This is a genomic window from Hymenobacter aerilatus (assembly GCF_022921095.1).
Taxonomy (GTDB): Bacteria; Bacteroidota; Bacteroidia; order Cytophagales; family Hymenobacteraceae; genus Hymenobacter; species Hymenobacter aerilatus.
In genome coordinates, this window is sequence record NZ_CP095053.1 from 5,078,061 (window position 1) to 5,098,902 (window position 20,842).

Sequence of the window (20,842 nt, forward strand, 5' to 3'; positions counted from 1 at the left end):
AGTTTGCCGGGCGCTGTCGACGCCGTGTTGTATTCAGCTTTAAAAATGGTAGAGACTCGTTAGTAAGCGGTTATCCACGAGCCTTGAACTTGTTGAGCAATGATGGCTGAGAAGCCGAAAAGGCAAAAGCCCGTTGTGCTATGCGGCACAACGGGCTTCAGATAAGCAGCCATGTAGTACGTTAGCGGCTGCTATAGTTGGGAGCTTCGCGGGTGATTTGTACGTCGTGGGGGTGCGACTCGCGCAGACCGGCACCCGTGATGCGCGTGAACCGGGCTTGTTGCAGGGTAGCAATGTTAGGGGCACCACAGTAGCCCATACCGGCCCGCAAACCGCCAGCCAGCTGGTAAAGCACCTCGGCAGCCAGACCTTTGTAGGGCACGCGGCCCACGATACCCTCGGGCACCAGCTTTTTCACGTCGGCCTCGGCGTCTTGGAAATAGCGGTCTTTCGAGCCTTCTTCCATGGCTTCCACCGAGCCCATGCCGCGGTAGCTCTTGTATTTGCGGCCTTCAAACAGTGTCACTTCGCCGGGGGCTTCCTCGGTGCCAGCCAGCAGAGAGCCTACCATGATGGTAGAAGCGCCGGCGGCCAAAGCCTTCACTACATCACCCGAAAACTTGATACCACCGTCGGCAATCAGCGGGACGCCAGTGCCCTCCAGGCCGCGAGCCGCTTCTAGCACGGCCGAGAGCTGTGGCACGCCAATGCCGGCAATGATGCGAGTGGTGCAGATAGAGCCAGGACCCACGCCTACCTTCACGGCATCGGCGCCTGCGTCGGCCAGGGCACGAGCGCCCTCGGCGGTAGCCACGTTACCGGCAATAACTTCCAGGGTAGGAAACTGCTGCTTGATGTTGCGCACAGCATCCAGCACTCCTTTGCTGTGGCCGTGGGCCGTATCTACGCTCACCACGTCTACGCCGGCTTCCACCAGCGCGGCAATGCGGTCCAGCAAATCGGCCGTGACGCCTACAGCGGCGCCTACCCGCAGGCGGCCGAACTCGTCTTTGCAGGCGTTGGGCGAGCGGCGGCGCTTGCGGATGTCGCGGTACGTAATCAGGCCTACCAGTTTGCCATCCTTATCCACCACGGGCAGCTTCTCGACTTTCGAGTCTTGCAGAATTTCTTCGGCAATGCTGAGGGCAGTGCCAGCGGCGGCCGTTACCAGCTTCTCGCGGGTCATCACCTCCGATACCGAGCGGCTCATGTCTTTCTCGAAACGCAGGTCGCGGTTGGTGAGGATGCCCTTGAGGCGGCGCTGGTCGTCAACAATCGGAATGCCGCCAATCTTGTTGTCGCGCATCATCTGCTTGGCGTCGCCGAGGGTAGCAGTGTCTTCCAGCGTGAAAGGGTCGAGAATAATGCCGCTTTCCGAGCGTTTCACGCGGCGCACCAGCTCGGCCTGCGCCTTGATGCTCATGTTTTTGTGCACCATGCCAATGCCGCCTTCCTGGGCCATGGCAATGGCCATTTCGGCTTCGGTAACGGTGTCCATAGCTGCCGAAATGAAGGGCAGGTTCAGGCGGATGTTGCGGGTAAGCTGGGAGCTGGTGTCGGCGTCGCGGGGCAATACTTCGGAGTAAGCCGGAAGTAGCAGGACGTCGTCGTAGGTGAGGGCCTCGAAGGCAATTTTGGCAGCGTGGTCGGCCATGGCAACAAGAAGGTTAGGTGCTACTTATTGCCGGACAAAGCTACGACGAAAAGTTGGCTTCCGTGTTATCAAACCATGAAAGATGCCTTACAAGTCCACTCCGAATAAGAGGCATGAGTGCAAACAGACCGCCCGATTTCCCCTACCTTGCGCTACGCAAACGTTTGTCTAAACCGACTTAGTCTCTATGCCCCGTTTTCATTACCCCGCTTTCGCAGCGGGTTTTGTGTTGCTGTTTGCTTCCGCATCCGTCACCGGTTTTGCCCAAAGCCACCAAGACTACCTGCTCACCGACAACTGGAAATTCACGAAAGGTGAGGTTGCCAACGCCGCCGCCCCGGCTTTCCGGGATGCGAAGTGGCAGACCGTACGCGTACCGCACGACTGGGCCATCTACGGCCCGTTTGGCGCCGACAACGACAAGCAGCAGGTGAAGATTGAGCAGAACAAGGAGGAGCAGGCCACTGTGAAAACCGGCCGCACGGGCGGCCTACCCTTTGTGGGGGTAGGGTGGTACCGGCGGCAGCTGGAGGTGCCGGGCTTTGGGGCGGGCAAGCGGGCGGTGCTGGTGTTCGACGGTGCCATGAGCGATGCCCGCGTCTTCATCAACGGCAAGGAGGTAGGCCGCTGGCCCTACGGCTACAACTCGTTTCACTTCGACATCACTGATTACCTGCAAGCCAGCGGCAACAATACGCTGGCCGTGCGCCTGGAAAACCAGCCGGAGTCGTCGCGCTGGTACCCGGGGGCGGGGCTGTACCGCAACGTACACCTCATCGTGAGCAACGACGTGCACATTCCGGTGTGGGGTACCTACCTCACCACACCCGAAATCAACACCGAGTTTGCCAAAGTCAGGCTGAAAACCAAGGTAGAAACGCCCGGCAACACCTTTCAACCGCTGCGCTTGGAAACTGAAATCCGCGATGCGGCCGGGCAGGTAGTAGCCACTACCTCGTCTACCCTGGCGGCTACCGATCAGCAGGAGTTCGAGCAAAACCTGATTGTGAAAGCGCCCAAGCTTTGGTCGCCCGAAACGCCTACCCTCTATACGGCCACCTCCAAGCTCTATGCGGGTGATGTGCTGAAGGATGAATACAAAACACCATTTGGTATCCGCTCCTTTAAGTTTGAGGCTGGCAAAGGCTTCTCCCTGAATGGGCAGTCGCGCAAGTTTAAAGGCGTGTGTAACCACCACGACCTGGGGCCCCTGGGCGCAGCCGTAAACAAGGCCGCCCTGCGCCGGCAGCTGGTGCTGCTGAAAGACTTGGGCTGCGACGCCATCCGGACCACCCACAACATGCCCGCGCCGGAACTGGTGAAGCTCTGCGACGAAATGGGCTTTATGCTGATGGTGGAGTCCTTCGACGAGTGGAAAACGCCCAAGGTGAAAAACGGCTACAGCCAGTATTTTGATGAGTGGGCCGAGAAGGACCTCGTGAACATGGTGCACCAGTACCGCAGCAACCCCTCGGTGATTATGTGGAGCATCGGCAACGAGGTGCCCGACCAGAGCGCGCCCGGCGGCAACAAGCTCGCCAAGCGTCTGCAAGACATTGTGCACCGCGAGGACCCTACCCGCCCCGTAACGGCCGGCATGGACCGCATCGGCGATGCTATCAAGAATAACTTCGCCTCGGTGCTCGATATTCCGGGCTTCAACTACAAGCCGCAGCTCTACCCCGATGCCGATAGCAAGCTGCCCCAGGGCTTTTTGCTAGGCTCCGAAACGGCCTCTACTGTTAGCTCACGCGGGGTATACAAGTTTCCGGTGGAGCTGGCCAAGCAGAAAAAGTACCCCGACAACCAGTCGTCTTCCTACGATGTGGAATACTGCGTGTGGTCGCAGATTCCGGATATCGAGTTTGCGGCGCAGGATACGCTACCCTACGTGGCCGGCGAGTTTGTGTGGACGGGCTTCGACTACCTGGGTGAGCCTACCCCCTATGATGAATCGTGGCCCTCGCACAGCTCCTACTTCGGCATTCTGGACCTGGCGGGCATGCCTAAAGACCGGTATTACCTCTACCGCGCCCGCTGGAACACCCAGCAGCCTACCCTGCACGTGCTGCCGCACTGGACTTGGCCCGGCCGCGAAGGTCAAACCACGCCCGTATACTGCTACACCAATTCGCCCTCGGCCGAGCTGTTTGTAAATGGCAAGAGCATGGGCCGCCAGACCAAATCCAACACAGCCGACCTACGCACCCGCAACCGCCTGATGTGGAACGACGTGCAGTACCAACCCGGTAGCATCAAAGTAGTAGCCTACGATGCCCAGGGCAAAGCCGTAGCCGAAGAAACCGTACGCACCGCTGGCAAACCTCACCACATCCGCCTAGTAGCCGACCGCACTCAGCTAGCCGCCGACGGCCAAGACCAAGCCTACATCACCGCCCGGGTAGAAGACGCCCAGGGCAACCTCTGCCCCGACGCCACCGAGCAGCTGCGCTTCAAGGTAAGCGGTGCGGGCAGCTTCCGGGCCATCGGCAACGGTGACCCTACCTCCCTAGAGTCGTTCCAGGCGCCACAGATGCACGCGTTTCATGGGCAGCTAGTGGCCATTGTGCAAACCACCGGTAAGCCCGGCGCCGTGCGCGTGCAAGCCACCGGCAAAGGGTTAAAAAGTGGGGAAGTGACGTTGCAAACGGCCGCAGAGAAAGTGCGGTAATTGAGTAGTCATTTAATACAGAAGCCTTTCACACGGATGCTCGTTGGGTCGGTGTGAAAGGCTTCTTTGTTTGTTAATATTTTGCTAATATTTCTATTGTAGAAGTATTTTGTTTATGGTAAGCAAGGATTATTTATTGTTTAGTTTGATGATATTATTGTTTTTGATAATAATACTATCTATAAGAGATGATTTATAAACACTATTATGCTGCGTAATTTATTTAAGAAAATAACTTGAAAATAAAATAAAGATATTTAGTATTATAACTCATAGAAAAAAACTTCATTCCCTCATGGGTTGCTACAAAACCAATTTTCTCATAAAATCGAATAGCATCAGGTCTTCTTTTATCTGTCGTTAATTGTAGTAAAAAACAGCCTTCTTTTTTAGCTCTTTTTATCGCATACTCAAAAACTCTCTGGCCAATTCCTTGCCCTCTATAGCTTGAATTCGTTCAAACGGCTTCAATCTGTGCTCTGCGGCCACCGTGATGAGTCAGGTATTGAATAAAGGTTAGATGGAAAGTGGCAACTTTATTTCCATTTAGTTCTGCAATGGTTAATTCATGGTTAGGATCAGCACTAATTATTTCAAACGCCTTGCTATAGTTAAGGGAAAGCGCTTCTAATGATTTCTCTCTTGCTGCTCCAAGTTTGTCATCAGCCAGCATATCTATGATATCTGGCAGGTCGTCTTTTGTTGCAAGTCTAAACGTGAGTTCGTGCTCCATTGATAGTTGACTTTTGTTTACTGTTTGGGTCTATATTGGTAGTTATTAATGCTGCAATACACTGTTTGTGCATCGCTATTGTCAGCTACCACAAGATACATCCTTATCTGCGTCACTTTACCGCGTCCATCTCAGACTGTTAAATAAGGGTATCTGGTGCATTGTTTCACGTAAAGGTCACTATGCTAGAGCTGACGCTTCAGCTACAGATTGAACCGCCTTATTGAACAGAACTTTGGCCCGGCCCAACCTTCTGCCGTGCTTTGGAGTTGAAAAGTCAGTCGGGCGCAATCTAATGGCGTCTGGCTGACTTTTTACTTACAACTCCACCCCTCATGGCAACTTCCAAAAACTGGTTTATAACCGGCGTGAGCACCGGCTTCGGTGCGTCGCTGGCCGATTTGCTTCTCGAAAAAGGCGATAAAGTAGCCGCTACCTTCCGCAAGCAGGAGCAGGTAGACGAATTCACCAAGAAAGCCGGCGAACAGGGCATTGGCGTGCTCTGCGACGTATCAGACGAGGCGCAGGTAAAGCAAGCTATCCAGCAAGCCATTGACAAGTTGGGCCACATCGATGTGGTGGTGAACAACGCGGGCTACGGTTCCCTGGGTAGCATCGAGGAAATCGACGACAAAGAAGTGCAGCGTCAATTCGACGTGAACGTTTTTGGCCCCCTGCGCGTGCTGCGCGCCGTGCTGCCCCACCTGCGCGAGCGGAAAACGGGCCACGTGATTAACATCACTAGCATCGGCGGCCTTAAGACCTTCCCTGGGGTAGGCGTTTACAACGCTTCCAAATTTGCCCTCGAGGCCATTGGCGAAAGCCTGGCGCAACAGGTGAAGCCACTGGGTATTAAGGTAACCAATATCGAACCCAGTGGCTTTCGCACCGAGTGGGCAGGCGGCTCGGCTACCTATGTGGATACCAACATTGAGGACTACCGCGCTACGGTAGGCGAAAATCTGAAGGGCATCCAGAGCTATAGCGGCAAGCAGCCTGGCGACCCCGACCGCGCTGCGCAAATCATGTATGATCTGGTGCGCGAAGAAAACCCACCCCTACACCTGCCCATCGGCAAAGCAGCCGTGAAAGGCGCTCGTGAGAAATTTACCCAGCTTGTGCAAGAGTTGGAGCAAGTAGCTGATCTGGGCAATTCCGCTGATTTTCCCGAGGAAAAGTAAACAGCCTCTTTCGTAGATAATACCCAAAAAGGCCCTGCTGCTTGATGTAGCGGGGCCTTTTGGGTATTTATTGGTAAGAGTAGCGTCTTAGTCCGCTGTGGTACGGCGCCAGTCGGGGTTATAAATAAGACCAAGCTGGAGGGTGTGATTATGCTCAAAAACCTGCCCATTGCGCTGCTGTAGTACCTGATACAGGTAGCCGGTTTCCACGGCTGTAGCCGCCGAAAGCTGATACCCAAAGGCGAAATAAGTACGGTTCTGGTCGAAGACATTGCCCGTGACATTACGGCCAAACCCGACAAACACCTCGTTGTAGGCGGCCAGGTAGGGCGTTTGTGCCTGTATAATGGTGCCCGTGAGCGGTACTGCCAAGCGAAGCTGGTACCGGGAGCGGTTGAGATACGAATACGCGTCATCTCCGGCAAAACGTACCCAGCGCTGCTCCTGGCGGTAGCGATGCTGTAGTTGCACTCTCCCCAAATTATCGCGTAGCAGCACCTGCTGATACAAACGGTGTTCAGGAAACCGGCTGGCTGCCGGGTGCTCTCCGTAGCGGTGCGTGAGGGCGTAGGCATAGCCAGCCGAAAGCATCAAAGCGTCGTTTACGTAATAATTGGCAGCGGCTCGTACAAAATCCTGTTGCGGACGGCGCACCCCCTGGTAGCGCCGCCATTGCGCTTCGGTATGCACTCCCCACCGCTGGCTCAGGCGCGCATCGCTGAAAAACATCAGCCAAGCGTTGAAGTTGGGGTCGTTAAGGCGGGTTGGGGTAGTCGGCACCTGGCCAAAACTGGTAGTAAGGCCGCTTAGTAGCATACTCAAAAGAAGGAGTACGCTGCGGGAAAGGCGAATAGAAAGCTGCATTAAGTAAAGGTTACGCAAATATTTCCTATACGTAAACTTCGTAAGATGATTCCTGGGCAGGCTGTTCGCGTTGGCTAAAAAGGTAGTTGGAATGATGGAGAGACGCACGCATGCGCCTCTACCATATGCAGTAGGTGACGCAAACAGCGTCCTTCTAAACAGCGCAACCACGGTAGCACGGAGGTACAACTATCGCGCGGCGCTACTTCCTTAGGGTAGGAATAGGTTAAAACTTCGCGCCAACGCTCAATTGAAACTCCCGGATGCGGTATTCTGCATCATAAGTATAAGGACCATTGAGCTCACCTTCGAAGCGGGAGGCGCCCGGAATCAGCACGTTGTAGGGCGTATCGGAAACAGTGGCCGACAGCAGCAGCCGGTTGTTGGTGAAGTAGAGACCGGGTTGGATAAAGGTGTAGCTGTAGCCATCCTGACTGAGGTTGACCATTTGCCCCACCGCTACGCCGGGCATCAGGTGGGCAGAGGTACCTAAATTGAACCGGTAGTAAATGCCCCAATCGGCGCGGGCGCGGGTGAGCAGGCGGCTGATGTGCTCCTGTTCGTAACTCGTTATGTAGTCGTTGATTACCGTTTGAGTATAGCCGGTTTTGTAGTTCAGGTGCTGCATATCCAGCCCCAGCGTACCCGCCAGTACTATGCGTTCCGATAGGGGTTTGAAGGCCTTCACTTGCATGAAGCCCGAAAACGTATTCCGTACCGTTATTTTTCGATCTGCATCCGAAAAGATAGGCGAAGCGGACTGTGGGCTGTATGTACCACCGTACGCCGTCGTGCGGAAGTCGCTGATTTTGGGACCAGCCTCAAAGTAAAACTCCCATTTGGTGGGAGTGTACTGCGCAACGCTCTGGCGACTCAGTAGGGCGGCGGCAACTGTTAGCAGAAGGGCGGGTACGTAAGATTTAAACATGCGAGAAGATTGGAAAAATGGAGAGGTCAATCAAATCAGCAAGTTCAACTGTAATGCCAAAATATCTGGTTTAATTAATATTATTCACATCAAGTTGAGGGAGAGCCGCATAGCGGTTCCACGACTTGCGTTGAGTAGCATCACTTCCAACGTTTCTTGCTATACCATGTATCTACCTGGCGTCGGGACAGTAAGCCGCAAACGTATTGAACTATAGTCCGTTCTGTTTCTTGGTGCCACGGATGGCCTGTGCCTCCAAAGGGTTTTCGGGCCAATAGTGCTTGGGGTAGCGGCCACGCAGCTCCTTGCGCACCTCAAAGTAGCTGCTGGTCCAGAAGCTGCGTAGGTCGCGCGTTACCTGGGCCGGGCGGTAGCCAGGGGAGAGTAAATGCAGCGTAAGCGACACCGCGCCGCCGCCTACCGTAGGGGTATCGAGCAGGCCAAAGACCTCTTGCAAGCGCACAGCCAGTACCGGCGCGGCGGCGTCGTGGTAGTCGAGGCGGATGCGGGAGCCGGTGGGCACTTCCAGGTGGGTAGGGGCGAGGCGGTCCAGCTCCTGGCGTTGCGCCCAACCATCGGGCAGCCAGCTCAGTAGCGCTTCGCCGAGGTCTAATTTATTGATATCGGCGGTGGATCGCACGCCATCCAGAAACGGCCCCAGCCACTCGGGCAGTGCTTCCAGCAACGCCGTATCTGATACATCAGGCCACTGCTGCGGCCGTAGGTGGTGCAGAAACGCTAGCCGCTCCCGCACCTGCGTAGCCGCCTCGGTCCATGGCAACCGGCTGATGCCCTCCGCCCGCAAATGGTCGAGCACGACAGCGGCTACCGTTTCAGGAGCTGGTTGGGGTAGGGCGGTTTCGGCTAGCACCAGAGCGCCCATGCGCTGCGTACGGCGGGCCACCACGCGGCCGGCGGCATCGTCCCAGCGCACTTGCTCCCGCGTTTCGAGCAGGTAGGCGAAGTGCTGTTCCAACTCGGCACGACTGATGGGCGCGGCCAGTCCGGCCCGCGGCTGAGCGGCCACGCCATCCAGGGTAGCCACGGCAAAAAACGCGTCGCTGGCACTGAAAAACTCGGCTGGCAACGTGGCTCGCTGGCCTGACACCATGCGCACGCGCTCGGGCGTCTCGCGCTGGGCGAGGCGGTCGGGGTAGGCGAGGGCGGTGAGCAGGCCGGCCGCGTCGGGCTCCAACGGAGCGGCTTCTACTCCGGCGCGGCGGCGCAGTACCGTAGCAGCTTCGCGTACGCGGCGCAGTGTGGCGTGGTCGGGGTGCAGGCCAGGAAGGGGCGCCCGTCCGGTTTCCAGGGCTTCCAAGCGCAGGCGCACATCGGGCGGACCAAAGGAGCCGTCGGCGGGGCGTAACAGGTCGCGCTCGGTGAGCAGGGCAGCCAAGGCGCAGGCAGTAGCGCCTTGTCCTACCTCTTTGCCCCGCACTACCAGGTGCGCCAGGCGCGGCACCAATCCAAGCCCTGCCAGTGCCCGCCCGTGGGGGGTAGGGCGACCATCGGGCAGTAGTGCATGAAGGCGTACCAGTAGCTCGCGGGCCAGAGCCAGCGCGGCGGCGGGCGGCGCATCAAGCCAGCGTAGGGCTTGGGCATCGTGGGCACCCCAGAGTGCCAGTTCCAAAGCCAGAGCGCTCAGGTCGGCCGTCAGGATTTCGGGGGGAAGGTAGGCGGGTAGCTGTGGCTGGTCGGCGGCAGTCCAGAGGCGGTAGCAGGTGCCCGGGCCAAGGCGGCCGGCGCGGCCCCGGCGCTGGTCGGCAGCGGCCTGGCTTACAGGCTGGGTGGTGAGGGTAGAAAGACCTGTGCGCGGCTCAAACTGCGGCACGCGGGCATAGCCGCCATCCACTACAATCGTCACGCCCTCAATAGTTAAACTGGTTTCGGCAATGCTGGTAGCTAGCACCACTTTGCGCCGGCCAGCCGGCGCCGGCCGTAGGGCAGCATCTTGCTGCTCCAGAGGTAGTTCGCCGTGCAGGACGTGTACATCAACGGTAGGCGCAAGGGTAGGGGCCAGGCGCTCAGCCACGCGGCGCTGGTCAGCGAGGCCGGGTAGGAACGCCAACACGTCGCCGGTAGCGTGCGCGGCCAGGGCTTCGCGGATAACGGCGGGCATCAGGTCTTGCAGCCGCTCGTGGGGCCTACGACTGGCACTGCTTACCCGCGCCGGTGTGAGGTAGTGTGTCTCCACTGGGTAGCTCAGGCCGGCACTGCGCACCACGGGCGCGCCCAGCCAAGCACCCAGCCGCTCAGCATCCAAGGTGGCCGACATCACCAGCAGCCGCAAATCGGGCCGCAGCACGGCTTGGGCATCCAGGGCCAGCGCCAGGCCAAGGTCTGCTTGTAGGCTGCGCTCGTGAAACTCGTCAAACAGCACCGCCGCTACACCTTCCAGCGCGGGGTCGTCCTGTAGCTGGCGCGTCAGAATTACTTCCGTAACTACCTCAATCCGCGTTTTAGCCGACACCTTGCTTTCCAGGCGCATGCGGTAGCCCACGGTTTGGCCTACTGGCTCGCCCAGGAGCTGCGCCATGCGCGTAGCCGCCGCCCGTGCCGCCAGCCGCCGCGGCTCCAGCACGATGATGCGCCCGCCGGGCGGCATCCACTCCGCTTCGAGGAGGGCCAGCGGCACCAGCGTAGTTTTGCCCGCACCGGGCGGCGCCTGCAACACCGCGCAGGCGTTGTGGCCGAGGGTAGCAACTAGCTCGGGTAGGGCCGCGCGGATGGGGAGGTCGGGGAGAAGCACGGGATGCTAATAAGGTAGTTGATAGAGTTTGATTGTCCTCCCGAGCTTGCGAAGGACCTTATGCCTGCAGAACGAGTCGTTAATACGCTTGTCGTTCTGCAGGTATAAGGTCCTTTGCAAGCTCAGGAGGACAGACGGGTTGATTCACAACTTCTAATATACTGGCACCTCGGGGTCTACCTCGCGGCTCCAAGCGTCGATGCCACCTTTCAGATTGAGTAAGTTGCTGAGGCCGTGGCGGTGCTGCAAAAACGCCAGGGCCTGCATGGAGCGTACACCGTGGTGGCAGATGAGCACCACGGGCCGGTCGGTAGCAATTTCGGCGGCGCGGCGTGGCAGCTCGCCCAGCGGAATCAGGTGGCTACCCTCGATGCGGCAGTAGTCGTACTCCATCGGCTCGCGCACGTCGATGAGCTGGAGATTTTCGCCGCGTTGCTGGCGGGCGTGTAGGTCGGTGGGCGTAAGATCAGGGAGCATGGGCAGCGGGGAAGGTAGGGGGCAAAAATACGGCGCCATCCGGTAGCTTTCGGTAGCTTTGGCCGCGCCCGGTTGGGTGCTCACTCAAACACGCGTTGTTTTGCTGCATTCTCTCTACGAGTTCTGGACGGCCGCTGTCGGCAACACGCCGCTGGAATGGGTAGCCGTTGTCACGGGGTTTCTGTGCGTATGGCTGGCAGCCCGCGAGTCGCTGTGGAATTTCCCGGTGGCCATTGTAAGCTGCGGTCTTTACATTGTCGTCTACTACCAGAGTGCCCTCTATTCTGATTGCCTGTTGCAAGGCTTTTTCATCGCTCTTAGCTTGTATGGCTGGTACGAGTGGCTCTACGGCGGCGCCCGCCGCACCGAGCTAACGGTGTCGCGCACGCGCGCCCACGAGTGGCTGTGGCTTACAGTCGGCGCGGCCGTTTTCACAGGTGGCTTTGGCTACTACCTGCAACACTATACCGACGATACCATTCCCTACCTTGACAGCCTAACCACGGCCATCAGCCTGGCAGCCCAGTACCTGATGATGCGCAAGCGCTTGGAAAACTGGTGGCTATGGATTGGGGTTGATGCGCTGTACGTACCTATTCTGTGGCACAAGCAACTCTACCCCACCAGCGGACTTTATGCTGTGTACCTCGGGCTGGCAGTATATGGCTACCTAGAATGGAAACGCGCTGCCCAGGTAGCGCAAGCCACCGGCACCACTAATCCTGCCATCTGATGCTACGCGTTGCCCTCACCGGCCCCGAATCGACGGGCAAAAGCACGCTGAGCCGCCTGCTGGCCGCGTACTACGGCACTACCCACGCGCCCGAGTATGCCCGTGCCTACCTCGACCAACACGGCCCTGCCTACACGCTGCCCGACTTAGAGGCTATTGCCCGCGGCCAGCTCGTCGCTGAGCAAGCAGCCGCGGCCGAAGCAACGGCGGCTGGTAAGTCGGTGGTATTTTTTGATACAGATTTACTGGTGATAAAAATCTGGGCCGAGCACGCTTTTGGTCATTGCCCAGCCTGGATTACTGACCACCTCCACCAACACCCGCACAACCTCACGCTCCTGCTCGATGTGGACCTACCCTGGGAACCCGACCCCCTGCGCGAACACCCAGACCCCGCGCAACGTCAGTATTTTCATGCGTGGTACCAGCGCGAGCTGCGCGCCCTACCCGGCCGATTTGCGGAAGTAAGCGGGCCGCCAGCTGAGCGGCTGGCTTGCGCCGTAGCGGCGGTGGATGCGCTGCTGCAGAGCGCTAGCTCAACCCAGTAAGAAAGTCCTCACTGCGAAATACTGCGTAAACACCGCGAGACACTACGAGAAAAACCATGCAACATACCCTTACCAACGCCCATTGCCGCGTCACCATCAATACCAAAGGAGCTGAACTGGCCAGCTTCGTCCGCATCGACAATTCACCGGAGCTGGAATATATGTGGCAGGCCGAGCCGGCCGTGTGGGGCCGCCATGCGCCGGTGCTGTTTCCGATAGTGGGCAAGCTGCCGCAGGACACCTATCTGCATCAGGGCAAAGAATACAAGCTGCCCCAACACGGCTTCGCCCGCGACCGGGAGTTTACACTCATCGAGCAGACGGAAACGGAGTTGGTGTTTGAGCTGCGTGCCGACGAACAGAGCAAGCAGGTGTACCCTTTCGATTTTGTGCTGCGGATTTCCTACTATCTGCACGAGTTAACCCTAGAAATACGCTGGCAGGTATTGAACCCCACTGCCGATCAGGAGTTGCTGTTCAGCATTGGAGCACACCCGGCGTTCCGGTGCCCGCTGCTGCCCGACGAAACGTTTGAGGATTATGCCTTCCACTTCGATCACCCCGTAACGTTTGAGCGGTATCTGCTGCAAAGTGGCCTGCTCTCCGGCGAAACGGAGCCCGTAATGAACAACCAATCGAAGCTGCCGCTCACCTACGACCTGTTTAAGGACGACGCGCTGGTCTTGAAGCACTTCGATTTCTCGGCTATTGCGGTTCGTAGCAACCGCTCCGACCGCGCCGTACGCCTGCGCTTCGACGGTTTTCCTTACCTCGGCCTCTGGACCAAGGGCCCCGGCGCCGAGTTTGTGTGCGTGGAGCCCTGGCAAGGCATTGCCAGCTCGGTAGGCGCGCCCGTAGAACTGGCCGAGAAAGAAGGCATCCTGACGCTAGCACCCGGCCAGGAATTCAACGCGGCCTATTCTATCGCGGTAGAGTAGAATATTCATTTTTTATCTTCTCTTCTCTGTCATCATGAGCGCAGCGAAGGACCTTATGCCCGCAGAACGAGTCGTTATTACGTCGGTCGTTCTGTGGGCATAAGGTCCTTCGCTGCGCTCATGATGACAGTAGAAAAATGACTACTCTCTCCTCCATGCACATCCTACCCATCACCCCCGAACAAACCTACCCGCTGCGCCATCAGGTGCTGTGGCCTGATAAACCGTTGGTGTATGTGCAGTTGGCGGAGGACGCTGAGGGGTACCATTTCGGGGCGTTTGTGAACGAGGAGCTGGTATCGGTGATTTCGTTGTTTGTGAATACGCAGGGCGAGGCGCGGTTCCGCAAGTTTGCTACCCATCCCGACTGGCAAGGCCGGGGCATGGGCACGGCCCTGCTGACGCGGGTAGTAGACGAGGCTACACGCTTGGGCGCCCACACGCTCTGGTGCGACTCGCGCCAATCGGCCGCCGATTTTTATCGGCGCTTCGACATGCAGCCTACGGGCGAGGTTTTCTACAAAGGTCCCATTCCGTACGTGCGGATGCAGCGCCGCCTGCCGTAGTCCTTTCCAAACGGCTTATATGCAAAGAACCCCTTCGGAGGGTAGGCTCTCTCTTTCAGCCACGAATTGAGAGAAAGCCAGCCCAATAGAAGGGGTTCTTGTTTTTCGGAGGAAAGACCAGCCGCTACACCAACGGCGCGGTCGGGCGCGTGGGTACGCCCCGGTTATAATCGGGCTCCCAGTCGTTGATGGGGCGAGTGATGCCAGGTGGCAGGTCCAGGTCGGGTAGGCCGTCGTCGAGGGGCTCGCCACCTTCGTCGTCATTATCGGGGTAGGGGGGGCGCTGGAAACGCCGCTTGGGCATCACCAGAAAATACGCCAGTACGGCAAAGACCAGAAGAGTATAGATCAGGCTGATCATGGCGAAAGCAGGTGGGTAAATCGACGGAGAAAGGACGACGAAAGACTACTGTCAGTCAAGTAACTAACGGCAGTTAGGACAGAGTTGTTTTCGGAGAAAGCTACTTTTTCGACCCCTCTGCCCACGCCTAACCAAGATACACAGTTCTGCGAGGAAAGAAAAATCGGTGGGCGCTTCTGTTTGTAACTGGCCGGGGTAGCGCCTACTTTTGCTGCATAGTTTAGGGGTGCCAACCCGCCACATGGCGGCCAATGGCTGAGATCATACCCATTGAACCTGATCCGGGTAATGCTGGCGAAGGGAACAGACGATCCGCGAACGTGAAAACCCGAGTGGTGCCGACCCCTGGCACCGGGGCCGTTCCACTTTTCTGCTTTTGCATTCTTGAAAAATGTATTGGTTTTGGGCACTGCGCTACTGGCGCTGCCTGCGGTAGCCTGGGCGCAAGGTCCCGTGTCTGGCGTCATTACAGATGCCCGCACTGGCACCCCGCTACCCGGCGCCACCGTACTACTCGACGGCACGCCCAGCGCTGCCACCGACGCGGCTGGCACCTTCTCTATTGCGACCGTGCCTGTTGGCTCGCACACACTGCACATCACTTTTGTGGGCTACGACCCCATTACGCGCACAGTACAAGGTCAGCCTACCGAACAACGCCTCACAGTGACACTGCAGCCGGGTGGCGTGCTCACCGGCGAAGCTCTCGTAACGGCCTCTCGTGCCAACGAGCGCACCGCCACCGCCTACACCAACTTAGGCAAGGAGGACCTAGCTAAGCGCAACTTCGGCCAAGACCTGCCCTACCTGCTCGACCAAACGCCCTCCGTAATAGTGAATTCCGATGCTGGGGCGGGCGTAGGCTATACCGATATTCGTATTCGGGGCACAAGCAACACGGGCATCAACATGACCATAAACGGGGTGCCGTTGAACGATGCGGAGTCGCACGGCTCATTTCTGGTGAATTTGCCGGACTTGGCCTCGTCGGTTAGCTCCTTGCAGGTACAGCGGGGGGTAGGCACCAGCCAAAACGGCGGCGCAGCCTTCGGGGCCAGCATCAACATCTCTACCCTGGATGTGCGCCGCGAGGCCTACGCCGAGAGCCAGAATACCTACGGCTCCTTCAACACCTGGAAAAACAACGTGCAGTTTGGCACTGGGCTGCTTAATAATCACTTCACGGTAGACGGGCGCCTGTCGCGTATTGCTACGGATGGGTATATGAACCGGGCCTCGTCGGATTTGAAGTCATACTACTTTGCGGCGGGCTACCAGGGCAAGAACACACTGTTGAAGTTCATCACCTTCTCGGGCCGGGAGAAAACATACCAGGCCTGGAACGGCGTGCCCGAACCAGCTATTACCAGCAACGAAGCGCTGCTGGAGAACTACATTGCCAATGGTGAGCTGAGCGAGGCCGATGCCGAGCGCGTGCGCCGCGAGGGTAGGCGCTATAGCTACTACACCTACGACAACCAAACCGACAACTACCAGCAAAACCACTACCAGCTACACCTGTCGCAAGGACTGGGGCAGGACTGGAATGTGGGCGCCGCCTTGCACCTCACCCGTGGCTTTGGGTATTATGAGAACTATCGTACCCGCCGCCGCTTCACCGACTATGGCCTGCAAAACGTCATTATCGGCGGCGACACCATCACGCGCACCAATCTGGTAGACCGCAAGTGGCTGGATAACTACTTCTACGGCGGCACTTTCGCCCTTAACTATCAGCCCCGCGACGGTAAGTTTCAAGCCACGTTGGGAGGAGCCTGGAATCAGTTTGATAATGACCACTACGGCGAAATTATTTGGGCGCAATACGCTTCTACCAGCAACATTCGCCAGCACTACTACTTCAACGAGGCTCGCAAAACTGACTACAACGCCTACGCCCGCGCTACTTGGCAGGTGCTACCCAAGCTGGGCGTGTACGGCGACGTGCAGGTGCGCCATATCACGTACACTATTGATGGCATAGAGGACGAGCAAAACGACGTGCGTACCCGTGCCCGCTACACGTTCTTCAACCCCAAAGCCGGCGCTACCTTCGCCTTAGCCGAGGGCCAGCAGCTCTATGCCAGCTTTGCCGTGGGCCAGCGCGAGCCCGTGCGCGCTGATTTCACCGACCGTCCCGCCGGCGACGTGGGTGCCAAAGCCGAGCGCCTCAACGACTGGGAAGGCGGCTACCGCCTCACCCTACCCGACGCTACCTTGCTAGGGCCACACACCGCCTTGCGCCTGGAAGTGAATGGGTTTTATATGCAGTACCGCAACCAACTGGTGGCCACTGGCCAACTGAACGATGTGGGTACGGCCCTGCGTACCAACGTGGCCCGCAGCTACCGGCGCGGTGTGGAGCTAACGGGCTTTGCCTCAGCCAATGACCAAATTAGTCTCAGCAGTACGCTCACCGTCAGCCAAAACCGCATTCTGGGCTATCAGGGCGTGAGCTACGACGAAAACTACGAGCCCGTGACAGAAGCGCCGCGTACCAGCACTATTTCCTACTCCCCTAATGTGGTATCGGCGCACACGCTAGAGGGGCAGCCGCTGCCGGGGCTGCGCTTGGCGCTGCTCTATAAAACCGTGAGCCGTCAGTACCTCGACAATACCACTAGTGAGGACCGGCGCATCAGGCCCTACCAGGTGCTCGATTTCCGGGCGCGCTACACCATTCGTCCGAAGTTTGTGAAGGAAATCGAGCTGGCGTTGCTGGTGAACAACGTCCTGAACCGTCGCTACGTGGCCAATGGCTATACGTACAGCTACCTCGGTGCCAGCGGCGGCCTCGATACGTTCAACTGGTACTTCCCACAGGCCACGCGCAATTTCCTGGCGTCGGTAGGCGTGAAATTCTAGCCCACGGATTCGCTCGGATCTATCGAATGCCACGGATTCTGTGAGCGAGAGCTAGTAGGCCGTTGTCAGCAATAAAAACGGTGTCATCCTGAGCATTCCGCGCATCAAGCGGCGACGAAGGACCTTCTCACGCGAGAACCAACGAGCTTAACAACGACTCGTTCCCACGTGAGAAGGTCCTTCGTCGCCGCTTGATGCGCGGAATGCTCAGGATGACAAATTGTTTAATAGCTCCTACCTACAAAATCCGAAAAATCCGAGCGAATCCGTGGTTTAGATGATTAACCGCACCCCACCCAGCTCAGAAATCTGATAAGGAAACTGGTCGCCGGGCGAACCGATGAACATGAAGTTTTTGGGGATATTCCATTCTCGTGAGAGCTGGTCGATGAGGGCCGGTCCGAACTGTCCTTTCAGCGGCACAAAATCAACAACGATTTCCTCGTAAGCGCGGTCTAATACTTTGATATCACGAAGCAAGGCCTCAGAAAATGACTCGCCTTCCCGCAGTAGCGTTACGATTTTTAGGCGATTGGTAAATTCATTTTCCACTACGTAGGCCATCACTTTGTTGAGGTTCGATACATTGTCGCCCTTCGTAAAGAACACAAACTCCTGGCGGTTCAGCTCGTGTAGCTGCCGCTTAATGGTAACCTGCGTAAGGCGCGACACCCGCGGCGAATGTTTGGCGAAAGACTCGGCGGCGGCCAGAACCAGGTTCAGAATGGCCGTGCGGTTCAGCATAGCTGCTACAATCAGCATGGCCGGCACGAAATATTGCAGGAACACTACCAGGTAATCAGGGCGGATACGGATGTTGCCGTACAACGCCGTGACGACGCCTACCAGTGCCAGCGCTACCGTCACAACACCCGCGTACACCGGCCGGGGCAGTTTGGGCCGCTTGCGCTTGAGCAGGAAGTTGCCCAACGCAAAAAAGGCCATGACCGACAGGAATGAAATGGTATACACACCCGCCAGTGGCCCCAACTCCCCGTTGGTAATCAGCAGAACCGATATACACAGCAGAAAGAAAGTGATGAGAATAAGGTAGTTGCTCTGGCGCTTGTTTTCTTTCAGGAAAAACTGAGGTAGGATACGGTCCAGGGCCATGCGCTTCATCAGGCCGCTCACGCCCACAAAGCTGGTGAGCACGGCTCCGCTGAGCACCGCCACGGCATCCACGGAAATAAGGGTAGCCAGCCAAGGGCCGCCAGTGGTGGTACCCAGGTAGGAAAGCAGGGTTTCGGTGTGCTCGCCTACCTCGCCCAGCGGTAGCGCGGCCACGGCCAACAGGGCCAGCAACGGATTGAACACCGTGACGACCACCCACATGTTGCGCAGCGTTTTTTGAAATACACCTTCAGCCTGCTCCTCCACGAAGTTGGCCGAGCTTTCAAAACCCGAAATACCCAGCATAGCTGCGCTAAATCCCAGGAAAAGCGCCGACGATAAGCTGCCCTGCATCGGCATGTGCCAGTTCTCAGTCAGTGTGCTCAGCCCATGCGTAAACAAATACCACCCCGTAACGCCTACCAGCAGTGTGAGTGAGAACAGGTGCAGCAGAAAAATGCCCACTGCCACCACCGCTGACTCCGAAATACCCAGGATAGTGAGGGCCAGAAAAAAGCCCAATAGCAGTACCGTGGCCGTAATAATGGGTAGGCCGTGCCAAAGCGTGTGCAAATAGTGCATGGCCTCGGAGGCTGATATCACTGCCGTGGCCATATAGGACAAGATAGTGAGGCAAGCGGCCACCGCCGCATTACGCTTGCTAGTAGTGTTGAGCAGCACATTGTAGGCACCACCATTGAGGGGTAGGGCCCCCACCACTTCGCCGTAAATACGCCGAAAAAGAAACAAAACGCCCCCTACCATCAGCAACGCCACCCACGCGTATTGACCCGCGTACGCAATAGCCAGGGCCGATACGTATAGGCAAGAAGAGGAAATATCGTTGCCACAAATAGCGGTGGCTTCCAGTTCGTTTAGTTTTTTTTCGTGGCTCATTAGGTGTAGCGTAGGAGGGGGTAGAAGGTGTACGGGGGGAGGCTGGTAAAGGGTAGGAAAAGCTCGACGGGCAGCTGCTATCTGCTTGGCATGCGGGAACAATCTGCCCTACTTCATTTGCTTATATTTGACAATCAAACCCCACCCCGCTCTTGTTATGTCGTCTCAAGCTGATATTCTCTCGCCCCAGGCCAAAGCCACCCGCGCCCACGGCTCTACCAACGCCGCCGGCTTCACCGACTACTTCGACCTCGATGGGTTGCTGACGGAGGAGCACAAGCTCATCCGCCAGACTATCCGTGACTTTGTGAAGCGGGAGATTTCGCCCAACATCGAGCGGTGGGCCCAGGAGGCACATTTCCCTTCGGAGATAGTGCGCAAGTTTGGCGAGGTAGGCGCTTTTGGCCCTACTATCCCCACCGAGTACGGGGGCGGTGGCCTCGACTACATCAGCTACGGCCTAATTATGCAGGAAATTGAGCGCGGCGACTCGGGCATGCGCTCCACAGCTTCGGTGCAGGGTTCGTTGGTGATGTTTCCGATCTACCAATACGGCTCGGAGGAGCAGAAGCAGAAGTTCCTACCCAAGCTGGCTTCGGGCGAGTGGCTAGGCTGCTTCGGCCTCACAGAGCCCGACCACGGCTCCAACCCTGGCGGCATGGTTACGAAGCTGGAGGATAAAGGCGACTACTACCTGCTGAATGGCGCCAAACTCTGGATTTCGAACTCGCCCGAGTGCCAGCTGGCCGTGGTGTGGGCCAAAAACGAAGAAGGCCGCATCAAAGGCGTCATCGTAGAGCGCGGCATGGAGGGTTTCACGACCTCCGAAATCCACAATAAATGGAGCCTGCGCGCCTCCTGCACCGGCGAGCTGGTGTTCGACAACGTGCGCATTCCTAAAGAAAACGTGCTGCCGAACGTAGAAGGTCTCAAGGGCCCCCTGTCCTGCCTCGACTCAGCCCGCTTCGGCATTGCCTGGGGTGCCATCGGCGCGGCTATTGATTGCTATGAGTCGGCCCTGAAGTACTCGCTGGAGCGCGAGCAGTTTGGTAAGCCCATCGGTGGCTTCCAGCTGCAGCAGCGCAAGCTGGCCGAAATGCTTACTGAGATTACCAAAGCCCAATTGATGGCCTGGCGCCTGGGCGTGCTCAAAAACGAAGGCAAAGCCACTTCAGCGCAGATTTCGATGGCCAAGCGCAATAGCGTGCACATGGCGCTGGAGGTAGCCCGCGAAGCTCGCCAGATTCACGGCGGCATGGGCATCACGGGCGAGTATCCTATCATGCGCCACATGATGAACCTGGAATCGGTCATCACCTACGAGGGCACGCACGATATTCACCTGCTTATCACGGGGGCAGATATAACCGGGATTCAGGCGTTTAAATGATGTTTGATTAGGTTTAGGCTCTCTTCTCTTTGATACCTTGAATAAGGATGACTACATATTACTAGCTGTATTTCTGGTTGGCCTTACCTTTTTCGTTACGGTCATAGTTTGGGCTACCCGTTCGCCAAGGCCAATCAGTAAGGATGCTAAGAGCAGAGTTGTTAGCAGTATTGA

General features: G+C 57.5%; 16 protein-coding genes, 1 pseudogene and 1 riboswitch. Of the genes and pseudogenes, 8 read left to right on the forward strand and 9 right to left on the reverse strand.

Annotated elements, in window-relative coordinates; all coding sequences use genetic code 11:
- Positions 1-181 precede the first annotated feature (181 nt).
- Entirely contained in the window at positions 182-1,654 is a 1,473-nt protein-coding gene (gene guaB / locus MUN82_RS21275; protein WP_245093632.1) for an IMP dehydrogenase, read from the reverse strand.
- Positions 1,655-1,841: 187 nt separating this feature from the next.
- Here guaB and galB point away from each other — a divergent pair, with 187 nt between their 5' ends.
- Positions 1,842-4,325 carry a beta-galactosidase GalB gene (gene galB, locus MUN82_RS21280; protein WP_245093634.1) on the forward strand — a complete coding sequence of 828 codons (2,484 nt, stop codon included), beginning with the start codon at positions 1,842-1,844 and terminating at the stop codon, positions 4,323-4,325.
- 223 nt (positions 4,326-4,548) lie between these two features.
- On the opposite strand, the pseudogene MUN82_RS21285 reads toward galB, so the two are convergent.
- Together MUN82_RS21285 and MUN82_RS21290 are read right to left on the reverse strand one after the other, a co-directional pair.
- Positions 4,549-4,767, reverse strand: a pseudogene (locus MUN82_RS21285) (GNAT family N-acetyltransferase); the annotation flags it as partial.
- A gap of 15 nt (positions 4,768-4,782) precedes the next feature.
- Positions 4,783-5,058, reverse strand: a complete 276-nt coding sequence (locus MUN82_RS21290; RefSeq protein WP_245093636.1) for a hypothetical protein — start codon at positions 5,056-5,058, stop codon at positions 4,783-4,785.
- Positions 5,059-5,393: 335 nt separating this feature from the next.
- On the opposite strand from MUN82_RS21290, the gene MUN82_RS21295 reads away from it, so the two are divergent.
- Positions 5,394-6,239, forward strand: coding sequence for an oxidoreductase (locus MUN82_RS21295; RefSeq protein WP_245093638.1), 846 nt, complete (start codon positions 5,394-5,396; stop codon positions 6,237-6,239).
- Positions 6,240-6,326: 87 nt separating this feature from the next.
- On the opposite strand, the gene MUN82_RS21300 is transcribed toward MUN82_RS21295, so the two are convergent.
- From MUN82_RS21300 to MUN82_RS21315, 4 genes are all read right to left on the reverse strand, one after another.
- The gene (locus MUN82_RS21300) at positions 6,327-7,103 is read right to left on the reverse strand and encodes a DUF2490 domain-containing protein (RefSeq protein WP_245093640.1); all 777 of its coding nucleotides are present in this window, start codon (positions 7,101-7,103) and stop codon (positions 6,327-6,329) included.
- A gap of 226 nt (positions 7,104-7,329) precedes the next feature.
- The gene (locus MUN82_RS21305; RefSeq protein ID WP_245093642.1) at positions 7,330-8,031 is read right to left on the reverse strand and encodes a hypothetical protein; all 702 of its coding nucleotides are present in this window, start codon (positions 8,029-8,031) and stop codon (positions 7,330-7,332) included.
- Positions 8,032-8,242: 211 nt separating this feature from the next.
- Positions 8,243-10,780: an ATP-dependent helicase HrpB gene (gene hrpB, locus MUN82_RS21310; protein WP_245093644.1), complete on the reverse strand. Its 2,538-nt coding sequence runs from the start codon at positions 10,778-10,780 to the stop codon at positions 8,243-8,245.
- A gap of 153 nt (positions 10,781-10,933) precedes the next feature.
- Positions 10,934-11,257: a rhodanese-like domain-containing protein gene (locus MUN82_RS21315; RefSeq protein WP_245093646.1), complete on the reverse strand. Its 324-nt coding sequence runs from the start codon at positions 11,255-11,257 to the stop codon at positions 10,934-10,936.
- A 100-nt stretch (positions 11,258-11,357) separates the two neighbouring features.
- Between MUN82_RS21315 and pnuC the strand changes: the two genes are divergently transcribed.
- The 4 genes from pnuC to MUN82_RS21335 all read left to right on the forward strand — a co-directional run bounded on the left by pnuC (position 11,358) and on the right by MUN82_RS21335 (position 14,042).
- Positions 11,358-11,990 carry a nicotinamide riboside transporter PnuC gene (gene pnuC, locus MUN82_RS21320; protein ID WP_245093648.1) on the forward strand — a complete coding sequence of 211 codons (633 nt, stop codon included), beginning with the start codon at positions 11,358-11,360 and terminating at the stop codon, positions 11,988-11,990.
- On the forward strand, positions 11,990-12,538 hold the full coding sequence (locus tag MUN82_RS21325; protein WP_245093650.1) for an AAA family ATPase: 549 nt from the start codon (positions 11,990-11,992) through the stop codon (positions 12,536-12,538). The genes pnuC and MUN82_RS21325 overlap by 1 nt, the downstream gene beginning before the upstream one ends.
- Before the next feature lie 56 nt (positions 12,539-12,594).
- Positions 12,595-13,476 carry an aldose 1-epimerase family protein gene (locus MUN82_RS21330; RefSeq protein WP_245093652.1) on the forward strand — a complete coding sequence of 294 codons (882 nt, stop codon included), beginning with the start codon at positions 12,595-12,597 and terminating at the stop codon, positions 13,474-13,476.
- Between the two features lie 137 nt (positions 13,477-13,613).
- Complete coding sequence (locus MUN82_RS21335; RefSeq protein ID WP_245093654.1) at positions 13,614-14,042, forward strand: GNAT family N-acetyltransferase; 429 nt, start codon at positions 13,614-13,616, stop codon at positions 14,040-14,042.
- A gap of 124 nt (positions 14,043-14,166) precedes the next feature.
- Here the strand turns inward: MUN82_RS21335 and MUN82_RS21340 are convergent, their stop codons facing one another.
- Positions 14,167-14,403: a hypothetical protein gene (locus tag MUN82_RS21340; protein WP_245093656.1), complete on the reverse strand. Its 237-nt coding sequence runs from the start codon at positions 14,401-14,403 to the stop codon at positions 14,167-14,169.
- A gap of 212 nt (positions 14,404-14,615) precedes the next feature.
- Positions 14,616-14,725: riboswitch (TPP riboswitch) on the forward strand.
- A 62-nt stretch (positions 14,726-14,787) separates the two neighbouring features.
- Between MUN82_RS21340 and MUN82_RS21345 the strand changes: the two genes are divergently transcribed.
- Entirely contained in the window at positions 14,788-17,268 is a 2,481-nt protein-coding gene (locus MUN82_RS21345) for a TonB-dependent receptor (RefSeq protein WP_245093658.1), read from the forward strand.
- A 273-nt stretch (positions 17,269-17,541) separates the two neighbouring features.
- On the opposite strand, the gene MUN82_RS21350 is transcribed toward MUN82_RS21345, so the two are convergent.
- Entirely contained in the window at positions 17,542-19,278 is a 1,737-nt protein-coding gene (locus MUN82_RS21350) for an APC family permease (RefSeq protein WP_245093660.1), read from the reverse strand.
- A gap of 157 nt (positions 19,279-19,435) precedes the next feature.
- On the opposite strand from MUN82_RS21350, the gene MUN82_RS21355 reads away from it, so the two are divergent.
- The gene (locus tag MUN82_RS21355) at positions 19,436-20,668 is read left to right on the forward strand and encodes an acyl-CoA dehydrogenase family protein (protein ID WP_245093662.1); all 1,233 of its coding nucleotides are present in this window, start codon (positions 19,436-19,438) and stop codon (positions 20,666-20,668) included.
- The last annotated feature ends 174 nt before the right edge of the window (positions 20,669-20,842 follow it).